The 23849-nt window shown below is 74.4% G+C and carries 21 protein-coding genes and 1 pseudogene; 11 read left to right on the forward strand and 11 right to left on the reverse strand.

All coding sequences use genetic code 11. From position 1 onward, the window contains the following. Positions 1 to 11 precede the first annotated feature (11 nt). Entirely contained in the window at positions 12 to 614 is a 603-nt protein-coding gene (locus IE255_RS14790; protein ID WP_190050687.1) for a DJ-1/PfpI family protein, read from the reverse strand. Continuing rightward, the gene (locus IE255_RS14795) at positions 611 to 1615 is read right to left on the reverse strand and encodes a GlxA family transcriptional regulator (RefSeq protein WP_190050688.1); all 1005 of its coding nucleotides are present in this window, start codon (positions 1613 to 1615) and stop codon (positions 611 to 613) included. The genes IE255_RS14790 and IE255_RS14795 overlap by 4 nt, the downstream gene beginning before the upstream one ends. Positions 1616 to 1742: 127 nt before the next feature. Here IE255_RS14795 and IE255_RS14800 point away from each other — a divergent pair, with 127 nt between their 5' ends. Then, complete coding sequence (locus IE255_RS14800; protein ID WP_190050689.1) at positions 1743 to 2399, forward strand: dienelactone hydrolase family protein; 657 nt, start codon at positions 1743 to 1745, stop codon at positions 2397 to 2399. Between the two features lie 14 nt (positions 2400 to 2413). Here IE255_RS14800 and IE255_RS14805 read toward each other — a convergent pair whose 3' ends face one another. Both IE255_RS14805 and IE255_RS14810 read right to left on the reverse strand, forming a co-directional pair. Then, a complete protein-coding gene (locus tag IE255_RS14805; protein ID WP_190050690.1) occupies positions 2414 to 3853 on the reverse strand; it encodes an FAD-dependent oxidoreductase in 1440 nt (479 codons plus the stop codon). A gap of 42 nt (positions 3854 to 3895) precedes the next feature. Continuing rightward, the gene (locus tag IE255_RS14810) at positions 3896 to 5194 is read right to left on the reverse strand and encodes a polysaccharide pyruvyl transferase family protein (RefSeq protein WP_190050691.1); all 1299 of its coding nucleotides are present in this window, start codon (positions 5192 to 5194) and stop codon (positions 3896 to 3898) included. Positions 5195 to 5438: 244 nt separating this feature from the next. On the opposite strand from IE255_RS14810, the gene IE255_RS14815 reads away from it, so the two are divergent. After that, on the forward strand, positions 5439 to 6083 hold the full coding sequence (locus IE255_RS14815; protein WP_190050692.1) for a phosphoribosyltransferase: 645 nt from the start codon (positions 5439 to 5441) through the stop codon (positions 6081 to 6083). 84 nt (positions 6084 to 6167) lie between these two features. After that, positions 6168 to 7151 carry a TerC family protein gene (locus IE255_RS14820; RefSeq protein ID WP_190050693.1) on the forward strand — a complete coding sequence of 328 codons (984 nt, stop codon included), beginning with the start codon at positions 6168 to 6170 and terminating at the stop codon, positions 7149 to 7151. A gap of 46 nt (positions 7152 to 7197) precedes the next feature. On the opposite strand, the gene IE255_RS14825 is transcribed toward IE255_RS14820, so the two are convergent. The 4 genes and pseudogenes from IE255_RS14825 to IE255_RS14840 form a co-directional block, all read right to left on the reverse strand. After that, entirely contained in the window at positions 7198 to 8388 is a 1191-nt protein-coding gene (locus IE255_RS14825) for a CaiB/BaiF CoA transferase family protein (RefSeq protein ID WP_190050694.1), read from the reverse strand. Positions 8389 to 8478: 90 nt separating this feature from the next. Further along, entirely contained in the window at positions 8479 to 9747 is a 1269-nt protein-coding gene (locus IE255_RS14830; protein ID WP_190050695.1) for a helix-turn-helix domain-containing protein, read from the reverse strand. 181 nt (positions 9748 to 9928) lie between these two features. After that, positions 9929 to 10902: pseudogene (locus tag IE255_RS14835) on the reverse strand (alpha/beta hydrolase). 328 nt (positions 10903 to 11230) lie between these two features. Next, the gene (locus IE255_RS14840; protein WP_190050696.1) at positions 11231 to 11446 is read right to left on the reverse strand and encodes a hypothetical protein; all 216 of its coding nucleotides are present in this window, start codon (positions 11444 to 11446) and stop codon (positions 11231 to 11233) included. Positions 11447 to 11562: 116 nt separating this feature from the next. Here IE255_RS14840 and IE255_RS14845 point away from each other — a divergent pair, with 116 nt between their 5' ends. Then, the gene (locus IE255_RS14845) at positions 11563 to 12468 is read left to right on the forward strand and encodes a LysR family transcriptional regulator (protein WP_190050697.1); all 906 of its coding nucleotides are present in this window, start codon (positions 11563 to 11565) and stop codon (positions 12466 to 12468) included. Between the two features lie 431 nt (positions 12469 to 12899). Here IE255_RS14845 and IE255_RS14850 read toward each other — a convergent pair whose 3' ends face one another. Continuing rightward, on the reverse strand, positions 12900 to 13478 hold the full coding sequence (locus IE255_RS14850) for a TetR/AcrR family transcriptional regulator (protein ID WP_190050698.1): 579 nt from the start codon (positions 13476 to 13478) through the stop codon (positions 12900 to 12902). Between the two features lie 230 nt (positions 13479 to 13708). Here IE255_RS14850 and IE255_RS14855 point away from each other — a divergent pair, with 230 nt between their 5' ends. From IE255_RS14855 to IE255_RS14870, 4 genes are read left to right on the forward strand one after another with little or no spacing between them, the layout of a single operon-like run. Next, a complete protein-coding gene (locus tag IE255_RS14855) occupies positions 13709 to 14245 on the forward strand; it encodes a 2Fe-2S iron-sulfur cluster-binding protein (RefSeq protein WP_190050699.1) in 537 nt (178 codons plus the stop codon). Continuing rightward, positions 14242 to 15234 (forward strand): FAD binding domain-containing protein, encoded by a 993-nt coding sequence (locus IE255_RS14860; protein ID WP_190050700.1) that lies wholly within the window; start codon positions 14242 to 14244, stop codon positions 15232 to 15234. The genes IE255_RS14855 and IE255_RS14860 overlap by 4 nt, the downstream gene beginning before the upstream one ends. Next, positions 15231 to 17345: a xanthine dehydrogenase family protein molybdopterin-binding subunit gene (locus IE255_RS14865; protein ID WP_190050701.1), complete on the forward strand. Its 2115-nt coding sequence runs from the start codon at positions 15231 to 15233 to the stop codon at positions 17343 to 17345. The genes IE255_RS14860 and IE255_RS14865 overlap by 4 nt, the downstream gene beginning before the upstream one ends. Continuing rightward, positions 17338 to 18477: an XdhC family protein gene (locus IE255_RS14870; RefSeq protein WP_190050702.1), complete on the forward strand. Its 1140-nt coding sequence runs from the start codon at positions 17338 to 17340 to the stop codon at positions 18475 to 18477. Before IE255_RS14865 ends, IE255_RS14870 begins: the two co-directional genes overlap by 8 nt. 674 nt (positions 18478 to 19151) lie before the next feature. On the opposite strand, the gene IE255_RS14875 is transcribed toward IE255_RS14870, so the two are convergent. Further along, positions 19152 to 19715 (reverse strand): NAD(P)H-dependent oxidoreductase, encoded by a 564-nt coding sequence (locus IE255_RS14875; RefSeq protein WP_190050703.1) that lies wholly within the window; start codon positions 19713 to 19715, stop codon positions 19152 to 19154. A 130-nt stretch (positions 19716 to 19845) separates the two neighbouring features. Here IE255_RS14875 and IE255_RS14880 point away from each other — a divergent pair, with 130 nt between their 5' ends. The 3 genes from IE255_RS14880 to IE255_RS14890 all read left to right on the forward strand — a co-directional run bounded on the left by IE255_RS14880 (position 19846) and on the right by IE255_RS14890 (position 23361). Next, positions 19846 to 20514 (forward strand): TetR/AcrR family transcriptional regulator, encoded by a 669-nt coding sequence (locus tag IE255_RS14880; protein WP_190050704.1) that lies wholly within the window; start codon positions 19846 to 19848, stop codon positions 20512 to 20514. Positions 20515 to 20635: 121 nt separating this feature from the next. Next, positions 20636 to 21673, forward strand: a complete 1038-nt coding sequence (locus tag IE255_RS14885; RefSeq protein WP_190050705.1) for a LacI family DNA-binding transcriptional regulator — start codon at positions 20636 to 20638, stop codon at positions 21671 to 21673. A gap of 251 nt (positions 21674 to 21924) precedes the next feature. Then, positions 21925 to 23361 (forward strand): benzaldehyde dehydrogenase, encoded by a 1437-nt coding sequence (locus IE255_RS14890; protein ID WP_190050706.1) that lies wholly within the window; start codon positions 21925 to 21927, stop codon positions 23359 to 23361. A 50-nt stretch (positions 23362 to 23411) separates the two neighbouring features. Here the strand turns inward: IE255_RS14890 and trxA are convergent, their stop codons facing one another. Beyond that, on the reverse strand, positions 23412 to 23798 hold the full coding sequence (gene trxA, locus IE255_RS14895; protein ID WP_190050707.1) for a thioredoxin: 387 nt from the start codon (positions 23796 to 23798) through the stop codon (positions 23412 to 23414). Positions 23799 to 23849: the final 51 nt, after the last annotated feature.

The following is a 23849-nucleotide window of genomic DNA, read 5'->3' on the forward strand; positions in this document are numbered from 1 at the left end:
CGGCATGTGCGTCAGACGGGCTCGTCCGCCAGATACGGCGGCGCCGGGTCGTACTGGATGTAGCGGCGCACGGCCCGCGCGTGCTCCCGGCCGTGCAGCCGGCCGACCAGCCACAGCGCGCTGTCGATGCCGGCCGAGACGCCCTGGCTGGTGACCAGGTTGCCGTCCACGACATAGCGGACGTCCCGGACCACCGTCACATCGCCCCGTGCCTGGAGGGTGTCCTCCTGGCTCCAGTGGGTGGCCACCCGGCGCCCGCGGGCGGGCCCCGCGGCATGCAGCAGGAACGTGCCCGTGCACACCCCGTGCACCCACGCGGCCTGCTCCGCCGTCTTCCCGATCCAGTCGGTGACCACCCGGTTGTGCAGCTGGGCCTCCCGGGCTCCCCGCCCGCCCGGCACGTGCAGCACGTCCAGCGGCGGATGGTCGTCCAGGGTGTGGTCGGGCAGGACCCGCAGGCCCTTGTTGCAGCGCACCGGGCCGGGGTGCTCGGCGACGAGCACGGCCCGGTCGGCGCCGTCGCGGAGCATGGCGGAGACGGTGAACACCTCCCAGGGCCCCACGAAGTCGAGCTCCTCGGCTTCCTCGAAGACCAGCAGGCCGTAGGTCGTCATACGGGTTCACCTTCCTGTGCGATGTGGTGATCGGGGAGCGCCCCGGCGAGTGCCGTGGCGGAGCGGAACCTCGCGCGGTACTCCGACGGGGCGACACCGAGCCGGCGGTGGAACGTACGGCGCAGCGTCTCGGCCGTGGCGAAGCCGTGGCGGCGGGCGACGGCCTCGACCGGCTCGTCCCCCTCGGTGAGGGCACGCCGGGCCGCCTCGACGCGCACCCGCTCCACGTACGCGGCCGGCGGCACGCCCAGTTCGGCGGTGAAGCGGCGCTGGAGGTGGCGCGGGCTCAGCCCGGCGTGCGCGGCGAGCGAGGCGATGTCGTGCCGGGCGCCCGGATCGGCGTGGATCGCGGTCACGGCGGCCCGCACCGGGTCCGTCGCCGGCTGCCGCGACCACAGCGCCACGCTGAACTGCGACTGGCCGCCCGGACGGCGCAGGAAGAGCACGAGCCGGCGGGCCACCGCGTGGGCGACCTCCCGGCCCAGGTCGTCCTCCACCAGGGCGAGCGCCAGATCCATGCCCGCCGTCACCCCGGCCGACGTCCACACTCGCCCGTCCCGGACGAAGATCGGGTCGCAGTCCACGCGCACCTCGGGATGCTCCCGGGCCAACTGCTCCTCACGGGCCCAGTGCGTGGTGACCCGCCGTCCGTCCAGCAGGCCCGCCGCCGCCAGCAGGAACACCCCGCTGCACACCGAGGCGACGCGCCGGGCACCGGCCGCCGCGGCGGCGATCCAGGAGACCAGCGCCTCGTCCTGCCGGGCCCGGTCGACGCCCTCGCCGCCGACCACCACGAGGGTGTCCGTACCGGCCGGGTCGAGGTCCGCCACGCCGTGCGCGGCGTGCACGAGCAGCCCGCTGCCCGCACCGACCGGCCCGGGCCGGGGCGCCACGACCTCGCAGGCGTAGCCGCCCGCGCTGTGGAACACCTCGTGCGGGCCGGTGAGGTCGAGCGGCTGGAAGCCGTCGAAGACCACGAAGACGATACGGCGCTCTGTCACCCCTCCACGCTCCACCGCCCCGGATCATGGCGTCAACGACACGCACCCCACAGATCGCGCCATGGGACGTCCGCCGCAGCGGGGGTACCACGGAACCCGGGGCAGAGGAGGGGAGAGGAGGTTCCCGATGATCTCCCAGACGGTCACCGTGCCCGCCGGCGGCGCCGCCCTCACCGGCGATCTGGACGTGCCGCCGGACGCCCGCGCGGTCGTGCTGTTCGCCCACGGCAGCGGCAGCTCCCGGCACAGTCCCCGCAACCGCGAGGTCGCCGCCGGCCTGCGCACCGCCGGCCTCGGCACCCTGCTGATCGACCTGCTCACCGAGGAGGAGGAACGCCAGGACGCCCTGACAGCCGAACTCCGCTTCGACATCCCGCTGCTCGGCCGCCGGCTGGTCGCCGCGATCGACTGGCTGGCGCGGTGGCCCGGCACGCACGGCCTGCCCGTCGTCCTGTTCGGCGCCAGCACCGGCGCGGGCGCGGCCCTGGTCGCCGCCGCCCGCCGCCCCGACCGGGTGCGGGCGGTCGTCTCGCGCGGCGGACGGCCCGACCTGGCGGGCGACGCCCTGGACGCCGTACGGGCCCCGGTGCTGCTGATCGTGGGCGGCCGGGACCAGCACGTGCTGCGCCTCAACGAGGAGGCGGCCGGGCGGCTGCACGCCCCGCACACCCTCCACGTGGTGCCCGGCGCCACCCACCTGTTCGAGGAGCCGGGCGCGCTCGACCAGGTCACCGAGGCGGCCCGGCGGTGGTGCGACGAGCAGCTGAGGACCGCGGCGGGCTGACGGCGGCCGGGCGCTCAGCCGCTCACCGGTATGTCGATGCGCAACCGGGCGCCCTGCCGCAGCAGTTCCCGCTGCACGAGCCGGTACGGCACGCCCCGCGGACCGTGCCCGAGCCGGACGGTCAGCGCCGCGCACACGCCCGCCGCCTGTCCGGTCGCCATCGCGATCGGCATGACCCGGTACGACGAGTGCGCCACGTGCGTCCCCGAGATGCAGCGGCCCGCCACCAGCAGCCGTTCGGTGCCCTGCGGCACGAGACAGCGCAGCGGGATGTCGTAGAAGCTGCCCGCGGGCACCCGCTTCAGGACCGTGCCGGAGCCGCGCGGGTTGTGGATGTCGACGGGGTAGGCGCCGTGCGCGACGACGTCCGGGAAGGGGCGGGCGGCCAGGATGTCGTGGCCGGTGAGCTGGTAGTCGCCCACCACGCGCCGGGTCTCCCGGACGCCGATGTGGGTGCCGCTCTGCACCACGTACGACTCCTCGAAGCCGGGCACGCGGGTGCGCAGGAAGCGGTCGATCTGCGCGAGCTGGCGCCGCGCGGTGTACTCGGCCCGGGTCAGGTCCCACACGCTGGTGCCGAGCACCCTGGTCACCCGGGTGCTGTTGACGCTCAGCTCGCGCGGATGCGGGGTCGCGAAGAACAGGATGTCCTCGCGCGGCAGCCGCAGATCGCCGTCCGCCCGGGCCTCCTCCACGAGGTCCCACAGACCGTGCACCCCGCGCCACTGGTCGGGATGCTCGCGCACGTACGCGGCGAAGTCCGGCCGCGCGAAGTCCGCGACGCGGAACATCAGCGTCATCGGCTGCACCAGCCCGTCCTCCGGCCGGCCGATCTCGTACGGCGCCCCGCAGGCCGCCGCCACGTCACCGTCGCCCGTGCCGTCCACGACCACGTCGGCGTCGATCACCACCGGCCCCGACTTGGTCTCGAACACCACCCGCCAGCCGTCCTCCAGGCGCAGCGCGGTGGAGGCGAAGGCGTGGAAGAGCATCCGCACGCCCGCCTCGTCCATCATGTCGAGCAGGACCAGCTTGAACAGCTCCGGGTCGAAGGGGACCGTATATCCGGTCTTCGGCGACGGCTTCAGGCAGCCGCCGCGCCCCATGAGCTGGTCCAGCAGCCGCCACAGCACGCCCTGGACGACCGGTTCGCCCTCGCCGTGGTCGGTGGGCAGCAGCCGTGAGTCCTCGCCGTCCTCGGTGAACGTGGCCTGCTTGTGCTCGTTGTGGAACGACATCAGCGGCATGACCAGCGCCGCGGTCGCGTTGCCCCCGAGGAACCCGTAGCGCTCCACCAGGACGACATCGGCCCCGGCGTCGGCCGCCGCGACGGCGGCGGCGAACCCGGCCGGGCCGCCGCCGACCACCAGCACCTCGGTCCGTCCGCCGTGCCGGGCCGGCCGTGCGGGCAGGGTGACCGTGCGGGGCTTGCGCGGTTCTTGCAGGATCGGCATGGGTGTCCTCCCGCGGGCGGGGCCTCGGCTTCGGCGCCGGCGTCACACGCCCAGCGGGCGGGGTTCGGCGGTGGGCGGACGCGGCGGCTGCGCTTCCGCATCCGAGGCCGGGTCCGGGCCCGCGCTCACCGCCGGGTCCGCCCCGGCGGCCGCCTCCGCGGGCACGTCCGGCTCCGCGGACGCGCCGGCCCGGCCGTCGATCTCGTCGAGCAGCACACCGCAGCGCACGCAGGTCTCCCGGGCCTGCGTGGACAGCTCCCGGACGCGGGAGTGCAGGTCCTCCCGGCGCTGCGGGTACTCGTCCCACAGCCGGTCCACCTCCGCCAGCAGCAGCCCGGCCTGCTCCCGCGCCACGCCCACCAGGGCCGGGGCGCCCATCCGGCGGGCGAAGTCGAAGACCTTGCCGGAGTACGGCAGCGGCAGCACCGGCAGCCCGGAGAGCGCCGCGAAGATCACGAAGTGCAGGCGCATCCCGACCGCCAGGTCCAGATGGCGCATGAAGCCGAGGACCTGCCCCGGGCTGTACGAGCCGTGCAGGATCCGCCCCTTGTCGGGAGCGGTCATGTGGGACAGCACCGCGTGCGCGTGCCGTACGTCGTGCCGCTCCATCGGCAGGAACACCACGTGCGCGTCCAGCCGGCGGACCAGGAAGTCGGCGACGTCGGCGAGCAGCGCGTGGTAGTCGCCCTCGTCCAGCTTCTCGGCCGCCCGGCCCGGTTCCCGCACCGACATCCCCACCAGACGGGAGTCGGTGGGCACGCCCTCGTGGCGCATCATCTCGTCGGTGAACGGCTCCGGCTCCAGCAGCAGCGCCGGATCGGCCGTGACCACGACGTCGCGTTCGACACCGACCTCCTCCAGCACCAGCTTGGACTCCTCGTCGCGCACCACGACGTCGTCCATCTCGGCGAGCACCGTGCGCACGGCCTCCCGGTCGTCGGGCTCCCGCAGCGGCCCCGCGCCGACGGCGTAGGAGAACGTGCGGATCCCGCGTTCCTGGGCGGCCCGCACCAGGCGCAGATAGCGGCGCGCCTCGCCGTCGTAGAGGATCCCGCCGCCGCCCAGGACCAGCAGGTCCAGCGAGGCCAGGGTGTCCACGACCCGGTTGCGGCTGACGCCCTCCCAGTCCACCACCTCGTCGGCGCCCGGGTGATGGGCGCGGGTGTGCTCGGCGTTCCGGCTGAAGACGACCAGGCGGGCGTCGGGCCGCTGGGCGCGCAGGCAGCGCAGGACACAGGTCAGGATCGACTCGTCGCCGATGTTGAAGCCGCCGTACGAACCCAGCACGCCGATGCGCGGGCCCGACCGGGCGAGCTGCGGATGGGAAGGGGCAGTGGTCATCCGGGTGCTCCCGTCGCGTCGGAGTCTGCTCAGTGGCCCGGGGCGCCGCCGGCCCGGACAGGGCCGTGCCGTGCGTACGGTGCGTGCCGCGCGCACGGTCCCGGGTTGCCTGTACCGCCCGACCGGAAACACCCCGCGTTCCGAGTGTGACGGAGGTCCGGAAGGTGTGCATTGTCCGGTGGGCTGGGGGTACGCGGGTGCCGGACCGAGGCGCCGTCGGTGTGCGGAAGCAGAGGTGACCGTCATGCGGTTCCGTGATCGCCGGCAGGCCGGTGGGGAACTGGCCGAAAAGCTGCGTAGCCGGCAGAGCGAGGGGGCCCTGCCCGATCCCGTGGTCCTGGCCCTGCCGCGCGGCGGGGTCGCCGTGGGGCGCGAGGTCGCCCGGGCCCTGGGCGCCCCGCTGGACGTCCTCGTCGTACGGAAGATCGGGGCGCCCTTCCAGGAGGAACTCGGGGTCGGCGCGATGGCCGGGGACGAGGTGCCGCTCCTCGACGAGCACACGCTGCGCCACCTCGGCCTCAGCGAGGCGGCCCTCGCCCCCGTCATCGAGCGGGAACGCGCGGAGCTGCGCCGCCGCGAGCGGCTGTACCGGCAGGGCCGGCCCGCGCCCGACCTGCGCGGACGGACCGCCATCGTGGTCGACGACGGACTGGCGACCGGATCCACCGCCCGGGCCGCGCTGCGATACGTACGCCGGCAGGCGCCCGAACGGGTGGTGCTGGCCGCGCCGGTGTGCTCTCCGGAGGCGGCCGAGCTGATGCGCGCCGAGGCCGACGAGGTGATCTGCCTGCACCAGCCGGCCGCGTTCATGGCCGTCGGCCTGTGGTACGAGAACTTCGACCAGCTGACGGACCAGGACGTCCTGGAAGCGCTCCACGTGCAGCTTTGACCATTTGTTCACCTGTCAGGAGTGGCGAAAACCAGCCACACGGACGACGATGTCCCATTCCCACCCCTGCATCAGGAGTAACAAGTGAACGTCTCGCTGTCCGTGTGGCTGCTGACCGTGGCAGTCCTGTGCGTGCTCGTCGCCGTCGACTTCTTCGTCGGCCGCAAGCCCCACGATGTGTCCATCAAGGAAGCCGGGACCTGGACGGTGGTGTGGATCGTCCTGGCCGTGCTCTTCGGGCTGGGGCTCTGGTACTACGGTGGGAGCGGGCCCACGGGCGAGTTCTTCGCCGGTTACATCACCGAGAAGTCGCTCAGCGTCGACAACCTCTTCGTCTTCGTACTGATCATGGCGAAGTTCGCGGTGCCCTCGCAGTACCAGCAGAGAGTGCTGATGATCGGGGTCCTGATGGCCCTGGTGCTGCGGGCCGTGTTCATCGCGGCCGGCGCGGCGATCATCGCCGCCTTCTCCTGGGTGTTCTACATCTTCGGCGCCTTCCTGATCTGGACCGCCTGGAAGCTGGTCCAGGACGCCCGCAAGGAGGAGCACGAGGAGGAGTACCAGGAGAACAAGCTGCTGAAGATGGCGGAGCAGCGCTTCGGCGTGGCCGACCGCTACCACGGCACCAAGCTGTTCATCACCGAGAACGGCAAGCGGATCATGACCCCGATGCTGGTCGTGATGCTCGCGATCGGCTCCACCGACGTGCTGTTCGCCCTCGACTCCATCCCCGCGATCTACGGCCTGACGCAGGACCCGTACATCGTCTTCACCGCGAACGCCTTCGCCCTGATGGGCCTGCGCCAGCTGTACTTCCTCATCGGCGGCCTGCTGAAGAAGCTGGTCCACCTCTCCTACGGCCTGTCGATCATCCTCGGCTTCATCGGCGTCAAGCTGGTGCTGCACGCCCTGCACGAGTCGGGCGTGCACGTCCCCGAGATCAGCATCCCCTTCTCGCTCGGCTTCATCGTGCTGGTGCTGACCGTCACCACGATCACCAGCCTGCGGGCCTCGAAGAAGCAGCAGCAGGCCGAGGAGGAGGCGCGCCGCGAGGCCGGGTCCCGGTAGGTCCTGTCCCGGCCGGGGGTAGGTCCTGTCCCGTCCCGGCCGGGGCTCAGACGACGCCGTCCGCGCGCAGCGCCGCCACCTCCTCGCCGGTCCGGCCCAGTTCGGTGAGGATCGCCTCGGTGTGCTCGCCCACCGCCGGTACGGGGTCCATGCGCGCGGGCAGGCCCGCGAGGTCGGCCGGCGGGAGCAGGGCCTCCACCGTGCCGCCCGGCACCCCGACCTCGGTCCAGCGGCCCCGGGCGGCCAGCACCGGGTGGTCCAGGAACGCGGCGACGTCGTTGACGCCGGCGCAGGCGATGCCGATGCGCTCCAGGTCCTTGAGGATCTCGTCGGAGCCGGAGCGGGCGAAGCGGCCGGCGACGACGGTGTTGAGCTCCTCGCGGTGGGCGACCCGGTCGGAGGCGGTGGCGAAGCGCGGGTCGTCGACCAGCTCCGGCCGGCCGAGGAACTCCGCGCACAGGGCCGCCCACTCCCGCTCGTTCTGGATGGAGAACAGCACCTCCCTGCCGTCGGCGGCGGTGTACGTCCCGTACGGCGCGATGGTGGCGTGCTGGGTGCCGAGGCGCGGGGGCTGGGTGCCGCCGTGCCGGGTGTAGTAGGCGGGCTGGCCCATCCACTCCGCGAGCGCCTCGAACAGGGACACCTCCACCGGGTGGGCCTCGCCGGTGACCGCGCGGGTGTACAGGGCGGTGAGGATGCCGCTGTAGGCGTACATCCCGGCGGCGATGTCGGCGACGGAGATGCCGGTCCGGGCGGTCCCCTCCGGGGTTCCCGTCAGGGAGACCAGCCCCGTCTGGCACTGCACCAGCAGGTCGTAGGCCTTGCGGTCGGACCAGGGGCCGGTCGTGCCCCAGCCGGATATCGTGCACGCGATCAGGTTGGGGCGGCGGCCGGTGACGCCGGCGGTGTCCAGGCCGAGCCGGGCGGCGGCGCCCGGGGCGAGGTTCTGCACGAACACGTCGGCGCCGTCGAGGAGGTCGTGCAGGATCTCGCGGCCGCGCGGGTCCTTCAGGTCCAGCGTGAGGGACTCCTTGGAGCGGTTGAGCCACACGAAATAGCTGGAGTGGCCGTGCACGGTCGTGTCGTACCGGCGGGCGAAGTCACCGCCGCCCGGCCGCTCCACCTTGATGACCCGCGCACCGAGGTCGGCGAGCTGCCGGGTGGCGTAGGGCGCGGCCACGGCCTGCTCCAGGCTGACCACCGTGACCCCGGCCAGGGGATACCGCTGCACACTCATGCGTCATGCTCCTGAACCTCGGGCGGGAGGGCGCCCGGACAGTCTCCCCCAGGAGGCGGGCGGCGGCGCGGGCCCCGGACGCGATCCGGATCACGACGGCCGGGCCAGGTGCCGCATGGCCAGCGCCAGTTGCAGCCGGAGCCGGCCCTGCGGGGTGCGCAGCGGCCAGCCGAGCAGGTGCTCGGCGTGGGTCAGCCGGTCCTGGAGCGTGGAGTGGTGGACGTTGATCCCGGCGGCGGCCGCCCGCAGGCTCGCCGTGGACGCGACCGCGTGCAGGGTCGACAGCAGCCAGGGCGTGTGGGCCGCGGCCGTCTCCAGGACACGGACGTCGGGCGGCGGTTCGGCGCCCGGCGCGACGAGGCCGGCGAGGAGGGCGATGCCGCCCAGCTCGTCGGCGTACACGACCCGGGGCCCGGGGTCCTGCGGGGTCCCCTCGGCGGTGAACCGCAGGGCGGTACGGGCCGCCTCCCAGGACCGGGGCAGTTCGAGCACGGGAACGGCGGGCCCGACCCCGAGCCGCCCGGCGGGGCAGCGGACGTCCGGGGGACGGGTGACGGCGACGGCCACGGTTGGGGCGGTGCTGGTGCTGGTGCTGATCTGGGGACGGGGGGTGGCCTGCGCGGCCGCCGGGGGACGGGGTCTGACCTGCGCGGCCGCCGGGTGTGCCGAGTCGCTCCCCCGGGAGGGCGCCGCCCAGTCCGCGACGGCCGGCACGGACACGGTGTCGGCCCGTACGACCCGGGGCCGGTCGTGCAGCGGGGCGAGTGCCCGGACCGGGACGGCGGGGTCCAGCCCGAGGCGGCGGGCGGCGTGCAGCCGGGCCCGCTCAGGCGCCGTGCCGTCGAGCAGCGTCTCGACCAGCGCCGGGTCGTCGGCGGGGGCCCGGCCGCGCGTACGGTCGAGCACGAGCCGCAGGGCACCGGCGGCCCGTTCGAGGAGCACGGCGTCGACGACGCTGGGCGTGGGTGCGGCGGGGGCTGTGCCGCGCCGGCCGGGTGCGGTCCTGGTGAAGGCGGGAACGCCTTCCGCCCGCTCCGCGTCGCCCGCGCCGGCCGGCGTCGCCCCGCCGCGCTCCAGCCACAGGACCGCGGCACCGTCCGGGGCCAGCCGGGCGGAGGGCCAGGCGGGATCCGGTGGCAGCTCGGCGTCCCGTCGTGTGCCGTCGGACTCGACCCGGACGTGCACGCGGCGCTCGGGATCCACCAGCCGGGCGGGGCAGCCGGCCAGTACGGCGGCACCGCGCACGAGTGCCTCCACACCGGCCCTGGACTCGGCCAGTCGGTCGAAGTAGGCGATGACCCGGACCGCCGCCCCGGCATCCGGATCGAGCGCGGTCAGGCGCCCGGCCAGCTCTTTCATGTGCCCATGGTGCGGCATGCGGCCGGTGTGCGAGCCGCTCGTGCCCGGCGAGGTCCCCGGCGAGGGTCCCGGCGAGGTCCCCGGCGGGGGCACGCGGTGGGGGTCCGCGCGGGGCGCTCCGGGACGCCGCTGAGCGATCCATTCGCCCCCTGCCGCGCGCCGGCCCGGGCCGCCCCCGGCCTCACACGGCCAACAGCCTGCGCAGCCATCCCAGCTGTGCCGCCCGCGCCGTCTGGGAGAGCGCCGCCTGAGGGGCGAAGCCGTCGAAGCCGTGGAACCCGCCGGGCCACACGTGCAGTTCGGCCACGCCGCCGGCCTGCCAGATGCGCGAGGCGTAGGCGACGACCTCGTCGCGGAAGGTCTCCGCGGAACCGACGTCCAGGAAGGCCGGGGGCAGCCCCGTCAGGTCCTCGGCCCGGGCCGGTGCCGCGTACGCCGGCACGTCGGGCCCGCCGCGCCGCTCGCCCAGCAGCGCGGTCCAGCCGGTCTCGTTGGCGGTGCGGTCCCACACCCCAGGCCCGCCATCTGGTACGTCGACGGCGAGTCGTTGCGGTCGTCGAGCATTGGGCACAACAGCATCTGCCCGATCGGCTGCGGCCCTTTGCGGTCCCGGGCGAGCAGCGCCAGGGCCGCGCACAGCCCGCCACCGGCACTGGCGCCCGCGACGACGATCCGCTCCGGGTCGCCGCCGAGCTCGGCGGCGTGGTCCGCCGTCCACAGCAGCCCGGCGTACACGTCCTCGATCGGCGCGGGGTGCGGATGCTCCGGCGCCAGCCGGTACTCCACGGACACCACCACCGCGTCCAGCGTCCGCGCCCATTCCAGGGGGCCGTCGATGCCGACCCGGTTGTTCCCGATGATCATGCCGCCGCCGTGCACGTGGTAGATCACGGGCAGCGGCCCGGGGACCGCCGGAGCGGCCGGGCGGCAGATCAGCACGGAGATGTCCGGCTCGCCCTCCGGCCCGGGCACCTGCCGGTCCTCCACCTCGAACACGCCGCCCAACGTCAGGTCCAGGTCGGCCAGCATCTGGATGCCCGGGCCCTGGCGCACCTCGCCGATCTCGTCGGGCGTGAGCCCCGGGCGGATCATGTCCTTGATCAGCTCCAGGGCCCCGGCGAGTTCGGGGTCGAACGGGGGCGGTACGTGCGTCATGGCGTCTCCTCACGCGAGGTCGCGGCGGCTCGGGCAGCCATGGTCCGTCCACCGCCCCCGGCAGCGGACGCCGCCGAGCGGCGGAACCTGCCCGCCGTTCGGCGGGTGGCGCTGCGGTGGCGGGCGAGGGCCATGGCGGTGAGTACGGCGACCGGCGCCCACACCCGGGACCGTCCGAACCATACGAACCGTCGGAACCATCCGAACCGTCCGAACCGGCGGTACGCGCGCGTGCCCGTCCACGAGCCGTCGGCGCCCCCAAGATACGCGCAGGTCATGGACGCGGTCGCGAGCAGGCTCCGGACCTCGGCGCGCGGCGCCTGAGCGGTCAGTGGCGCACCGCGCCTGACCGATCCGCCGGCCCGCTCCGGGAGACCACGCGCGTCCCGCCCCCGTCGACGACCCGGACCTGAAGCGAGCCGCACCCGCAGCGCGTCCACTCCGTGCGGCCCGTCGCGGTGGTGTGCCGGGACAGCACCTGGAACGGCTCGCCCCCGTCCGGCCAGCCGCAGTGCGGGCAGGCCGTGGCGCTGGTGCTGTTCATGACTGACTCCTCGTACGTCGTGGCTGTGTTGACCGTCGCGACACAGCCAGGGTGCGTCGAGGTCTCCGTACACGTCCAGGTTGACTTTATGGATGTCATTGTGAAGCCTGACCTTCATGATTGACCTGCGCCGACTGCACGTCCTCAGGGCGGTCGCCCACTACGGCACGGTCACCGCGGCCGCCCGGGCCCTGCACTTCACCCCGTCCGCCGCCTCCCAGCAGATCCGGCAGCTCGCCCGGGACCTGGACGTCGACCTGCTGGAGCCGCAGGGCCGCGGGGTCCGTCTCACCCCGGCCGCCGAGAGCCTGCTCGCGCACGCCGACGCCATCCAGGCCCGCTGGGACCAGGCCGAACTCGACCTGCGGGCCGACCACGGGGCGCCCTCCGGGGTGCTGCGGGTGACCGGCTTCCCGGTGGCCGTCTCGGTGCTGCTGGCGCCGATGGCGGCCCGGCTGGGGGAGCGGCATCCGCGGCTGTCCGTACGGATCACCGAGGCGGGTGTCCCGGAGAGCTTCGACCTTCTCTTCGAGGGCGTCACCGACCTGGCGGTCGTGGAGTCCACTCCGCGCAACCCGCCGTTGAGCGACGAGCGGTTCGACCAGCGGCCGCTGCTGGACGACCCGTTCGACCTGGTCGTGCACGAGGAGCACGGGCTCGCCGGGCGGGCCCGGATCGACCTCGCGGAGGCCGCGCGCGAGCCGTGGATCGCGCCGGTGGAGGAGAGCCCCTGCCGTCCGCACGTGCTGTCCGCCTGCGGCGCGGCCGGGTTCACCCCCGACGTCGTCCACCACGCCCTGGACTGGAACGTCGCCGCGCACCTCGTCGCGCACCGGCTCGGCGTCGCCCTCGTCCCGCGCCTGGCCCATCTGACCCCGCATCTGCCGATCGTCCGGGTCCGCTGCACCGGCAACCCCCACCGCAAGCTCCTGACCTGCACCCGGGGCGCCGGCCACGCCCGCCCGGCGGTGGCGGCGGCCCTTGCGGAACTGCGGGAACTGGCGCCGACGGCGGTCGCCTGAGGACCGGACGGTTTCCCCGCCGGGACGCCCAGACCACCGATCGCCGGCTCCCGGCCCGGGCGCCCCGCGCGCGGATCGGCAGCTCACTGTTCAGGGGCCGGTGGGGGGATGGGCGGTTCACTGTCCAGGGGCCCGGCGCGGGGATGGGCGGTTGACCGTCCAGGCGTCCCACGCGCGGATCGGCGGTTCACCGTCCAGCGCCCCGCGCGCCGACCCGGCGGTTCCTGTCGGGGGGCCCGGTGCGCGAATCGGTGGCTCACTGTCGAGGGGTCCGGCGCGGGGATGGGCGGTTCACCGTTCAGGCGCCCGGCGCGCCGACCCGGCGGTTCCTGTCGGGGGGCCCGGTGCGCGAATCGGTGGCTCACTGTCGAGGGGTCCGGCGCGGGGATCGGCGGTTCACCGTTCAGGCGCCCGGCGCCCCGGGCGGCCGTTCACCGCCCGGGCGCCCCCGCCCGCAGTGCGTCCATGACGAGGTCCAGCAGCCAGGTGGCGCGTGGCTGCCAGTCGTCGTGGGGGTCGATCGTCCAGAGGCCGCCGATGGCGAGGAAGAGATCGTCCGCGGTGATCCCCGGGCGGATGGCGCCGGCCTGCTCGGCGGCGCGGAGCAGGAGTTCGGCCGCCTCGGTCACCGGGGCGTGTCCCGGTTTCGCCGGCTTTCCGGGGGCGCTGGTGGCCTGGCGTATGGCGTCGGCCAGGCCGGCCTTGGTCATGGCGAACCGCGCGAGCCGGTCCATCCACTCGCGCAGCGCCCGGTCGGGTTCCCGGCTCTCCAGCAGAGGAGCCGCGGAATCGGCCACCTGCTGCATCTCGTGGCGGTAGATCTCCAGGACGAGTGCCTCACGGCTGGGGAAGTGGCGGTAGAAGGTCCCCTGCCCCACACCCGCCTTCTTGGCGATCGCGCTCAGCGGGGCGTCCGCCGATCGCGTCAGTTCGACCACCGCCACCTCCAGGATGCGCTCGCGGTTGCGCTGCGCGTCCGAGCGCAGGGGAGCGTCCTTCTTCGGCCGCACTCGCCCTCCTGGTGGTCGTGGCCGAAACTCGGCCCTTGTTAAGCGGACAGTTGTCCCTTACGTTTTCCGGGTAACGGACAACTGTCCGATTGTTCCATCGTATCGGCGTGCCGTCCGCGCGGACAGCCCACGTCGGCCCTGCCACGGCCGGCCCCGCCTTGCGCACGGCTACGGACCGGCACCGCACCCGCACGCCCTCCCGACCTCGCGATGTGAGAGAGAAGGCTTCCATGCCCCCATCGACGTCCAGCGACCTCACCCTGTCCGTCAACGGCGAGAAGTACACGCTGACCGTCGACCACCGCACGACCCTGCTCGACGCCCTGCGCGAGCGGCTGGACCTGACCGGCACCAAGAAGGGCTGTGACCAGGGGCAGTGCGGCGCCTGCACGGTCCTGGTCGACGGCCGCCGGAGCGTGGCCTGCCTGCAACTGGCGGTGGCGGCCGAAGGCCGCGAGATCACCACCATCGAGGGCGTGGCCGAGGGCGAGCGACTGCACCCGGTGCAGCAGGCGTTCCTCGACCTGGACGGCTACCAGTGCGGCTACTGCACGCCGGGACAGATCTGTTCGGCCATCGCGGTGATCGAGGAGCACGCGGCCGGCTGGCCGAGCGCGGCCACCGCCGACGTACGCCCCGAGGCCGGACCACCACCGCTGACCCCCGAGGAGATACGCGAGCGGATGAGCGGAAACCTGTGCCGCTGCGGCGCCTATGTGTCGATCGTCCAGGCCGTGGCCCGCGCCGCCGAGGAGGCCGTGGCATGAGGGAGTTCGGCTACCGGCGGGCGTACGACGTCTCCGGCGCCGTGGCGCTGCTCGACGGCGACCCGGACGCACGCTTCCTGGGCGGCGGCACCAACCTGGTCGACCTGATGAAGACCGGCGTCGAACGGCCCGCCCTCCTCGTCGACGTGCGCGAACTGCCCCTGGACGGCATCGAGTCCACCGAGGACGGCGGTATGCGCATCGGCGCGACCGTCACCAACAGCGACCTGGCCGCCCACCCGGAGATCCGGCGCCGCTACCCGGCACTCGCCCAGGCGGTGCTGGCCGGGGCCTCCGGGCAGCTGCGCAACATGGCCACCGTCGGCGGCAACCTGCTCCAGCGCACCCGCTGCGGCTACTTCGCCGATGTCACCTCGGACTGCAACAAACGCAGCCCGGGCAGCGGTTGCCCCGCGATCGCCGGCGAGCACCACAACCACGCCGTCCTCGGCGCCTCCGACCACTGCGTGGCCACCCACCCTTCCGACATGGGCGTGGCCCTGACCGCCTTCGACGCGGTCGTGTCGTACGAAACGGCGGACGGACCGGGCGAGCTGCCGCTCGCCGACTTCTACCTGCCGGTGGGGGAGACCCCGCACCTGGAGACCGCCCTGCCGCCGGGCGCGCTGATCACCGGCGTCACCCTGCCGCCCGCCCCCGTGGCCGCCGTCTCCCGCTACCGCAAGGTCCGCGAGCGGGCCTCGTACGCCTTCGCCATCGGCTCCGTCGCCGCCGCGCTCGACGTGCGGGACGGCCGCGTGCGCGAGGTGCGCCTGGCCTTGGGCGCGGTCGCCTCCCGCCCCTGGCGGGCCCGCGCGGCCGAGCGCGTCCTGACCGGCGCGCCCGCCGACGCCGAGAACTTCGCGGCCGCCGCGGACGCCGAACTCGCGGCCGCCAGGCCCCTGCCCCACAACGGATACAAGGTGACGCTGATGCGCAATCTCGTCGTGGCCGTGCTGAGCGAACTCGCCGAGGAGGCCGCCCGATGACCACCGCCACCAGGGGAGCCGTCGGCACCGCGCACACCCGCGTCGAGGGGCGCGACAAGGTCACCGGAGCGGCTCGCTACGCCGCCGAGATCCCCTTCGCGGACCTCGCCCACGGCTGGCTCGTGCTGTCCACCGTCGCCCGCGGACGCGTCCGGGCCGTCGACACCGACGCCGTCCTCGGGATGCCCGGCGTCCTCACCGTGCTGCACCACGGCAACGCCCCGCGCGTCGACAGCGACTTCATCGGCATGTTGGGCGTCCCGCCGGACCCGAGCGCCGCCCTCTTCCAGCACGACCGGGTGGCCCACCTGGGCTGGCCGGTGGCGCTGGTCGTCGCCGAGACGTCCGAACAGGCCAGGGAGGCCGCCGAGAGCCTCGTGGTGCACTACGAGACGGAGCCGCACGACGTCGCGTTCTCCGCCGGGCGCGAGTCCGAGGGGTATCCGCTCGACGGGCACCTGCCGGCCGTGGCCGAGAAGGGGGACCTGGCGGACCGGCTCGCGGCGTCGGCCGTCGTGGTGGACGCGGAGTACACCACTCCGGAGGAGTACCACAACCCGATGGAGCCGCACGCGGCGACGGCCCGGTGGGAGGGCGGCAGGCTCGATGTCGTCGACTCCAACCAGGGCACCAGCTGGGTCGCCGGCGAGCTGGCGAACCTCTTCTCCCTCGACCCGGCCGCCGTGCGGGTGCGGTCCGAGCACGTCGGCGGCGGCTTCGGCAGCAAGGGTGTCCGCGCGCACCAGGTGGGCGCCGTGATGGCCGCGACCGTCCTCCAGCGCCCGGTCAGGGTCGTCATGACCCGCCGGCAGATGTTCTCGCTCGCCGGCTACCGCAGCCCCACCGCCCAGCGGGTCAGGCTCGGCGCCGACGCGGACGGGCGGCTGCGCGTGCTGGAGCACCGGTCCCTGAACCAGACCTCGACCGTGCACGAGTTCGTCGAGCCGAGTGCCGCGGCGGGACGGTCGATGTACGCCGCCGACGCCCACCACACGGCCAGCCGGATCGTGCGCCTCGACGTACCGACCCCGACGTGGATGCGCGCCCCGGGCGAGGCACCCGGCTCGTTCGCGCTGGAGTCGGCGCTCGACGAACTCGCCGAGCGGTGCGGCGTCGACCCGATCGAGCTGCGCGTCCGCAACGAGCCCGCCGTGGGCCCCGTGTCCGGACTGCCGTTCGGCAGCCGCAACCTGATCGCCTGCTTCCGGGAGGGTGCCCGCAGGTTCGGCTGGGCGGAGCGGGACCCGCGGCCGGGGGTACGCCGGGAGGGGCGGTGGCTGCTCGGCACGGGCACCGCCGCGGCCTCCTTCCCCGCCGGAGTCGGGCCCTCCACGGCCGCCGTCACCGCCGAGGCGGACGGCACCTTCACGGTCCGGATCAACGCCGCCGACATCGGCACCGGCGCCCGGACGGCGCTCACCCTGGTCGCCGCCGACGCGCTGGAGGTCCCGACGGACCGTGTCCGGGTGCGGATCGGGGACAGCGACCTCGGCCCCGCGATGATCGCCGGCGGCTCGACCGGCACCCGCTCCTGGAGCTGGGCCGTCCAGGCCGCCGCCGAGGAACTGCGCCGGAGCCTCGTGCCGGGCGCCGACATCCCGCCGGAGGGCATCACCGCACGGTCGAACACGGCCGAGGCCATCGGCGCCCTCGCCCAGAAGGAACGGCACGCCTTCGGGGCGCAGTTCGCCGAGGTCGCCGTCGACCCGGCCACCGGCGAGGTCCGTGTGCGGCGCATGCTGGGCATCTTCGCGGCCGGCCGGATCGTCAACCCGCTCACCGCCCGCAACCAGCTCGTCGGCGGCATGGTCTGGGGCCTGTCCATGGCCCTGCACGAGGAAGCCGTCCGGGACCGGGCCAGCGGCGGCGTCTACGGCGCCGACCTCGCGGGCTACCACGTCGCCGCGCACGCCGACGTACCGCACATCGAGGCCGACTGGGTCGACGACCCCGACCCGGACGACCCGGTCGGCATCAAGGGCATCGGCGAGATCGGCATCGTGGGGGCCGCCGCGGCGGTCGCCAACGCCGTGTGGCACGCGACGGGCGTACGCCACCGGAACCTGCCGATCCGGCCCGACCGCGTCCTCATGGCGGGCGGCGATGCTTGATCTCGCCGGGCCCCTGCACGAGTGGATCGAGGAGGGCCGGGACTTCGCCGTCGCCACGGTCGTCGCCGTCGGTGGCAGCGCCCCGCGCCCTCCCGGCGCCGCCCTGGCCGTCGCCGCCGACGGCACGGCCGTCGGCTCGGTGTCCGGGGGCTGCGTGGAAGGCGCGGTGTACGACCTGTGCGTCCAGGCCCTGCGGGACGGCGAGACGCTGGTCGAGCGGTTCGGCTACAGCGACGAGGACGCCTTCGCGGTCGGGCTGACCTGCGGCGGGACGATCGACGTCATGATCACCCCGGGCATCCCGGGCACCGCGGGGCGTTCGGTCGCGGGGGCGGCGCTGTCGGCCGCCGCCCGTGGCGAACCGGTGGCCCTGGCCCGGGTGGTCCGGGGCCCCGCCCGCCTACTCGGCCGGGCTCTGCTCGTCCGCCCCGACGGCTCGCACGAAGGCGGTCTCGGCGGCGACCCGGGCCTGGACCGCACGGCGGTCGCCGAGGCCGGCGCCCTGCTGGACAGCGGCCGCACCGGCACGGTCGAGCTCTCCGAGGACGGCTCGCACTGCCCGGGCGGTCTCACCCTGCTCGTCGAGTCGGCCGTGCCACCGCCCCGCATGATCGTCTTCGGCGCGATCGACTTCGCGGCGGCTCTCGTCCGGGCGGGCAAGTTCCTCGGCCACCACGTCACCGTGTGCGACGCCCGCCCCGTCTTCGCCACCCGGGCCCGCTTCCCGGAGGCCGACGAGATCGTCGTGGACTGGCCCGACCGCTACCTGCGGCGCACCGAGACCGACGCGCGCACGGTGCTGTGCGTGCTCACCCACGACGCGAAGTTCGACATACCCCTGCTGACGGAAGCGCTGCGGCTGCCGGTCGCGTACGTCGGCGCCATGGGCTCCCGCCGCACCCACCAGGACCGCGAGCGGCGGCTGCGGGAAGCGGGCGTGACCGAGCGGGAGCTGTCCCGGCTCAGGTCGCCGATCGGCCTCGACCTGGGGGCCCGTACGCCCGAGGAGACCGCCGTGTCCATCGCGGCGGAGATCATCGCGGCACGGCACGGCGGGACTGGGACACCCCTCACCGGCTCGGACACACCGATCCACCGGGCCGGACGAGACGCGATGCCCCAGGCGTCCTGAACGCCACGCCCGGCGGGCCGGCCGCACCGGGCGGGCCGGCCGCACCGGGCGGGCCCGCCGCACTGGTCGCGCCCGGCGCACTCGGCGCGCCGGGCGCGCCAGCCGCCTGGCCCACCCGATCCACCGGTGGGCACCGGCGGCACCAAGTCCACCGGCAGTCGCACTCGGCCCACCGGCTACATCGAGACCCCACGGCCGCATCAGGCCCACCGGTGCCCGGCCGCGCAACTGCCCACGGCCGCATCCGGCCCACTGGCCCCATCGGCCCACCGACGGCACCACAACCACCGACGGCACCGGTGGGCACCAGGCCTACTGGCCGCACGCAGGCGCGCCAACCGCACCGCCGCACCTGGCCCACCGGCTACATGAGGCCCCCAGCCGCATCAGGCCCACCGGCAGAGCCCGGCCGCGCAACTGGCCCACGGCCGCATCCGGCCCACTGCCCGCGCATCGGCCCACCGGTGGCATCCGGCCCACCGGCCGCACCGGCCCACCGTTGGCATCCGGCCCACCGGCCGGGCTCGCCCGCCGCACCTGGCCCGCCAGCCGCACCCGGCCCGCCAGCCGCACCGGGCGCGCCCGCCACAATCGGCACGCCCGCCACGGCGACATGCCGGAGGGACCGCACCCATCACGGGCTGCGGTCCCTCCGTGGCATGGGCGGCTGTGGGTCAGGCCGCGGCCGGCTCCGCGGCCTGGCCGTGCAGGCGGGCGATGACCTCGGTCAGCTGCGCGGCGACCTCGGCGTCGTCGGCCGGGTGCGTCTCGGCGAAGCGGGTCATCGAGCCGGGGATGGACAGCTTGACGTCCTCCAGCACCTTGCCGCCGGCCACACCCACGGACTTGCGGGTCTCGTCGTGCGCCCAGACACCGCCGTACTGGCCGAACGCGGTGCCGACCACCGCGACCGGCTTGCCGGTGAGGGCGCCGGCGCCGTACGGGCGGGACAGCCAGTCGATGGCGTTCTTCAGGACGGCCGGGATGGTGCCGTTGTACTCCGGGGTGAACAGGATCAGGCCGTCCGCGGCGTTCGCGGCCTCGCGCAGCCGTGCCGCGGCGGCCGGAACACTGCCCTCGACGTCGATGTCCTCGTTGTAGAACGGAATCTCGGCCAGCCCCTCGAACAGCTCGACCTGGGCGCCCTCGGGGGCGAGCTTGACGGCCGCCTCGGCGAGCTGGCGGTTGTGCGAACCGGCGCGAAGGCTGCCGACGAGGGCAAGGATGCGAACAGACATGCTGACTCCTACGTATGAAGGACCGCAGTGGAAACACTGCCGTCACGATCCGGACCGGGGTCCGTTTAATGTTCTAGCATCCTAAGCGGACCACGGTCCAGTTTTCTTCCCGATGCTTTACGCTGGCTTCATGTCCGCCGCCCCGCCGCCCCTCCCGACGCCCCAGGAGCCCGTCGACCACCCCGAGCTGCTCCAGCTCGGCACCGCCCTGGAGGCCGACGAGCCGTGCCTGCGCGCCGACGCCGCGCGCAACCGGGCCCGGCTGCTGGAGGCCGCCGCGCGCCTGGTGGCGGAGCGCGGCGCGGAGGCCGTCACGATGGAGGCGGTGGCCGCCGCGGCCTGTGTCGGCAAGGGCACCGTCTTCCGCCGGTTCGGCGACCGCACCGGCCTGCTGACGGCGCTGCTCGACCACTCCGAGAAGAAGTTCCAGGCCGCGTTCCTCGGCGGCCCGCCGCCGCTCGGCCCGGGTGCGCCGCCCGTGGAGCGGCTGCGGGCGTTCGGCTGCGCGATGCTGCGCCGGTCGGCCGACGAGCTGGAGCTCCAGCTGGCGGCCGAGCCGGGCGCGAACCGCCGCTTCGTCGTCCCGGCCCGCCGCGTGCTGCGGCACCACGTGGAGATGCTCCTGCGCCAGGCGGTACCCGGCGCGGACTGCGAACTCCTCGCCCACACGCTGATGGGCCAGCTCGACCCCGCCCTGATCCACCACCTGACCCGGCAGTGCGGGATCCCGCTGTCCCGACTGGAGGTCGCGTGGACGGACCTGGTCGACCGGGTGACGGGGGCGCGCCCCGCCGCCTGAGGGTGCCCGCCGCTCGCCCCGCCGCCTGAGGCCGCCCGCGGCTCACCGTGAACGCTCACGGCTTCGTCACAACTCCCCCGCCGGAAGCGCGCATTGAGGCTTCTGCCAAGATGCCGTCGTCATGGTGCAGATACCGAAAACGCCCGCGCTCCCGTCCCCCGCGCCGTCGCGCTCCGTGCCCACGAGCGCCGATGTGGCCCGCCTGGCCGGCGTCTCGCGCGCGACCGTCTCCTACGTCCTCAACAACACCAGCGCCGTACGGATCAGCGAACCCACCCGCCGCCGGGTCCACGCGGCCGCGAAGGAACTCGGGTACGTACCGCACGCGGCGGCCCGCAGCCTGCGCGCCGGGCACAGCCGGATGGTCCTGATCCCCGCGCCGACCTTCCCCGTCGGCCCGCTCTACAGCCGGTTCCTCGCCGACCTCCAGGGCGCGCTCGGCGCCCTGGACTACACGGTCGTGCAGTACGGCACCGGCGGCCCGCACGGCGACGAGGCCGCCCGCGCCTGGGCCGAGCTGCGGCCCGTGGCCGTGCTGGTGCCCGGCTCCGGACTCGGCCCGCGCGGGGTGGCGGTGCTCAAGCGCTCCGGGGCCCGGGCCGTGGTCACCCTCGGCCCCGAGACCATCGAGGGCGCGCACGCCCTGCTCATGGACCACGACGTCGTCGGCCACAGCGCGGGCTCCCACCTCTACGACTGCGGCCGGCGCCGGATCGGCGTCGTCATCCCCCAGGAGCCCGGCCTCGAGGCGTTCTCCGCACCCCGGCTCGACGGCGTGCGCCAGTCCCTGCGGGGCACGGACGCCACCGTGACCGAACTGCCCCTGGCCCACGAGGAACAGGCCGCCGCCCGCCTCGCCGCCCGCTGGCGGACCCTCGGCCTGGACGCCGTGTTCACCTACAACGACGAGTACGCGATGCTGCTGATGCGGGCCCTTCAGGACGAGGGCATCCGCATCCCCGAGGAGACGGCCGTGATCGGCGCGGACGACCTGATGCTCGGCCGGCTGCTGCGGCCCCGGCTGAGCACGGTCCGCCTGGAGCTGCCCTCCGGCCGTGAACTCGCCGAACTGGTCGACCGCGCGGTGCGCAAGCCCGGCACGGAGCCCGAGACGCGCAAGGTGCTGGGCGCGACGGTGCTGCACCGCGAGTCGAGCTGACCCGTCCGCGGGCATTCCTCGCAGAATGGTCGTCATCGCGTGTCCCGGCATGCGGCGGGTGCGTGATCATCCGCTCGCGGCACGGCTAGGATGTTGCATGCTCAACAAAATGGGGGACGCGTCCGTACGGGGGCGCAGCACTGACCGCTGCGCAGACGTCGCGTCCGCCCTGTGACCGCCGAACCGGCCGCGCTCCCACGGGAGTTCCGCTCGTCCCGTACGCCGGTGACCGAATCGATCGGAGAGCCGTCATGCCGTTGCTCGACACCAGTATCTGGCAGTCCCGCGCCCTGACGGGGCCCGGGTACACCGTCACCGAGCCCGCCACCGGCCACGCCCTCGGTACCCTCGCCCTCGCCACCCCCGGGGACGTCGGGGCCGCCGCCGGGAGGGCCGCCGCGGCCCAGCGGGAGTGGGCGCGCGCCCCGCACTTCGCCCGCGCCGCCGTCCTCCGCAAGGCGGGCGACCTGTTCATCGAGCACGCCGACGAACTGCGCGCGTGGCTCGTCCGCGAGTCCGGTTCCGTGCCCGGCAAGGCCGACTTCGAACTGCACGTCGCCGCCCAGGAGTGCTACGAGGCCGCCGCCCTCGCCTCCCGCCCGGCCGGCCAGGTCCTGCCCAGCGAGGCCCCGCGCCTGTCGTACACGCGCCGCGTCCCGGCCGGCGTGGTGGGTGTGATCTCGCCGTTCAACGCCCCACTGATCCTGTCCATCCGCTCCGTCGCCCCCGCCCTGGCGCTGGGCAACGCGGTGCTGCTGAAGCCGGACCCGCGCACGGCCGTCTGCGGCGGGCTGTCCCTCGCCGCGGTCTTCGCCGCCGCGGGGCTGCCGCAGGACCTGCTGCATGTGCTGCCGGGCGGCCCGGACGCCGGACAGGCCCTGGTCGCCGACCCGCGCGTGCCGGTCATCTCCTTCACCGGCTCCACCGCCGCCGGACGGGCCGTCGGCGAGGCGGCCGGCCGTCACCTCAAGCGGGCCCACCTGGAACTCGGCGGCAACTCGGCCATGATCGTGCTGGAGGACGCCGACCTCGACGCGGTGATCTCCACCGCCGCCTGGGGCTCGTTCTTCCACCAGGGCCAGATCTGCATGACGACCGGACGCCACCTGGTGCACGCGTCCCTGTACGACGAGTACGTCGAGCGGCTCGCCGCCAAGGCCGACTCACTCGCCGTCGGCGACCCGTACCGCGACCAGGTCCACCTGGGCCCCATCATCGACTCCGGCCAGCTCGCCAAGATCAGCGGGCTGGTCGAGTCCAGCACGGCCGCGGGCGCCAAGCTCGCCGCGGGCGGCACGTACGACCGGCTGTTCTACCGGCCGACGGTCCTCGCCCACGTCGGCGACCACACCCCCGCCTACACGGAGGAGGTCTTCGGCCCGGTGGCGCCCGTGAGGTCCTTCACCACCGTCGACGAGGCGGCGGCCCTGGCCGCGCAGAGCCCGTACGGCCTGTCCCTGGGCATCGTCACCAGGGACCCGGCCCGCGGCCTGGACCTCGCCGAGCGCATCCCGACCGGCATCGTGCACATCAACGACCAGACCGTGAACGACGAGGCCGTGGCGCCGTTCGGCGGGGTCGCCGCCTCCGGCACCGGCGCACGCTTCGGCGGCGAGGCCAACCTGGAGGCCTTCACCGAACTGCGCTGGACGACGGTGCGCGGGGACGTGGCTCCCTACCCCTTCTAGGGGGCGGCCTCGGGGGGGCGTGTCACGCGCGTGATACGCCCCCGGGGCGGTCACTGGCCCGGCTGCGGCTGCTGGGCCTGCTGCTCCGCGATCGCCTTGCGGACCTCGTCCATGTCCAGGTTCCGGGCCTGCCCGATGACGTCCGTCAGCGCGGCCTCGGGCAGGGCGCCCGGCTGGGCGAACACGGCGACCTGGTCACGGACGATCATCAGCGTCGGGATCGACTGGATACCGAAGGCCGCGGCCAGCTCCGGCTGCGCCTCGGTGTCCACCTTGCCGAACACCAGGTCCGGGTTCTCCTCCGCCGCCTTCTCGTAGACCGGGGCGAACTGCCTGCACGGCCCGCACCAGGACGCCCAGAAGTCGATCAGGACGAACTCGTTGTCCGTGACCGTCTGGTCGAAGTTCTCCTTGGTGAGCTCCACGGTGCTGCTCATGGCGTCAATCCCTCTTCCTGGTGTGGGGTCAAGCCGTCGGCACAACACGGC

The sequence above is a fragment of the Streptomyces lomondensis genome, from assembly GCF_014651035.1.
Lineage (GTDB): Bacteria > Actinomycetota > Actinomycetes > Streptomycetales > Streptomycetaceae > Streptomyces > Streptomyces lomondensis.

Excerpts from the sequence above, each read along its gene's own strand:
- IE255_RS14790 (WP_190050687.1), bottom strand. The coding sequence starts at position 614 with ATGACGACCTACGGCCTGCTGGTCTTCGAGGAAGCCGAGGAGCTCGAC.
- IE255_RS14800 (WP_190050689.1), top strand. The coding sequence starts at position 1,743 with ATGATCTCCCAGACGGTCACCGTGCCCGCCGGCGGCGCCGCCCTCACC.
- IE255_RS14805 (WP_190050690.1), bottom strand. The coding sequence starts at position 3,853 with ATGCCGATCCTGCAAGAACCGCGCAAGCCCCGCACGGTCACCCTGCCC.
- IE255_RS14810 (WP_190050691.1), bottom strand. The coding sequence starts at position 5,194 with ATGACCACTGCCCCTTCCCATCCGCAGCTCGCCCGGTCGGGCCCGCGC.
- IE255_RS14815 (WP_190050692.1), top strand. The coding sequence starts at position 5,439 with ATGCGGTTCCGTGATCGCCGGCAGGCCGGTGGGGAACTGGCCGAAAAG.
- IE255_RS14825 (WP_190050694.1), bottom strand. The coding sequence starts at position 8,388 with ATGAGTGTGCAGCGGTATCCCCTGGCCGGGGTCACGGTGGTCAGCCTG.
- IE255_RS14830 (WP_190050695.1), bottom strand. The coding sequence starts at position 9,747 with ATGAAAGAGCTGGCCGGGCGCCTGACCGCGCTCGATCCGGATGCCGGG.
- IE255_RS14840 (WP_190050696.1), bottom strand. The coding sequence starts at position 11,446 with ATGAACAGCACCAGCGCCACGGCCTGCCCGCACTGCGGCTGGCCGGAC.
- IE255_RS14845 (WP_190050697.1), top strand. The coding sequence starts at position 11,563 with ATGATTGACCTGCGCCGACTGCACGTCCTCAGGGCGGTCGCCCACTAC.
- IE255_RS14855 (WP_190050699.1), top strand. The coding sequence starts at position 13,709 with ATGCCCCCATCGACGTCCAGCGACCTCACCCTGTCCGTCAACGGCGAG.
- IE255_RS14860 (WP_190050700.1), top strand. The coding sequence starts at position 14,242 with ATGAGGGAGTTCGGCTACCGGCGGGCGTACGACGTCTCCGGCGCCGTG.
- IE255_RS14865 (WP_190050701.1), top strand. The coding sequence starts at position 15,231 with ATGACCACCGCCACCAGGGGAGCCGTCGGCACCGCGCACACCCGCGTC.
- IE255_RS14870 (WP_190050702.1), top strand. The coding sequence starts at position 17,338 with ATGCTTGATCTCGCCGGGCCCCTGCACGAGTGGATCGAGGAGGGCCGG.
- IE255_RS14875 (WP_190050703.1), bottom strand. The coding sequence starts at position 19,715 with ATGTCTGTTCGCATCCTTGCCCTCGTCGGCAGCCTTCGCGCCGGTTCG.
- IE255_RS14880 (WP_190050704.1), top strand. The coding sequence starts at position 19,846 with ATGTCCGCCGCCCCGCCGCCCCTCCCGACGCCCCAGGAGCCCGTCGAC.
- IE255_RS14885 (WP_190050705.1), top strand. The coding sequence starts at position 20,636 with ATGGTGCAGATACCGAAAACGCCCGCGCTCCCGTCCCCCGCGCCGTCG.
- IE255_RS14890 (WP_190050706.1), top strand. The coding sequence starts at position 21,925 with ATGCCGTTGCTCGACACCAGTATCTGGCAGTCCCGCGCCCTGACGGGG.
- trxA (WP_190050707.1), bottom strand. The coding sequence starts at position 23,798 with ATGAGCAGCACCGTGGAGCTCACCAAGGAGAACTTCGACCAGACGGTC.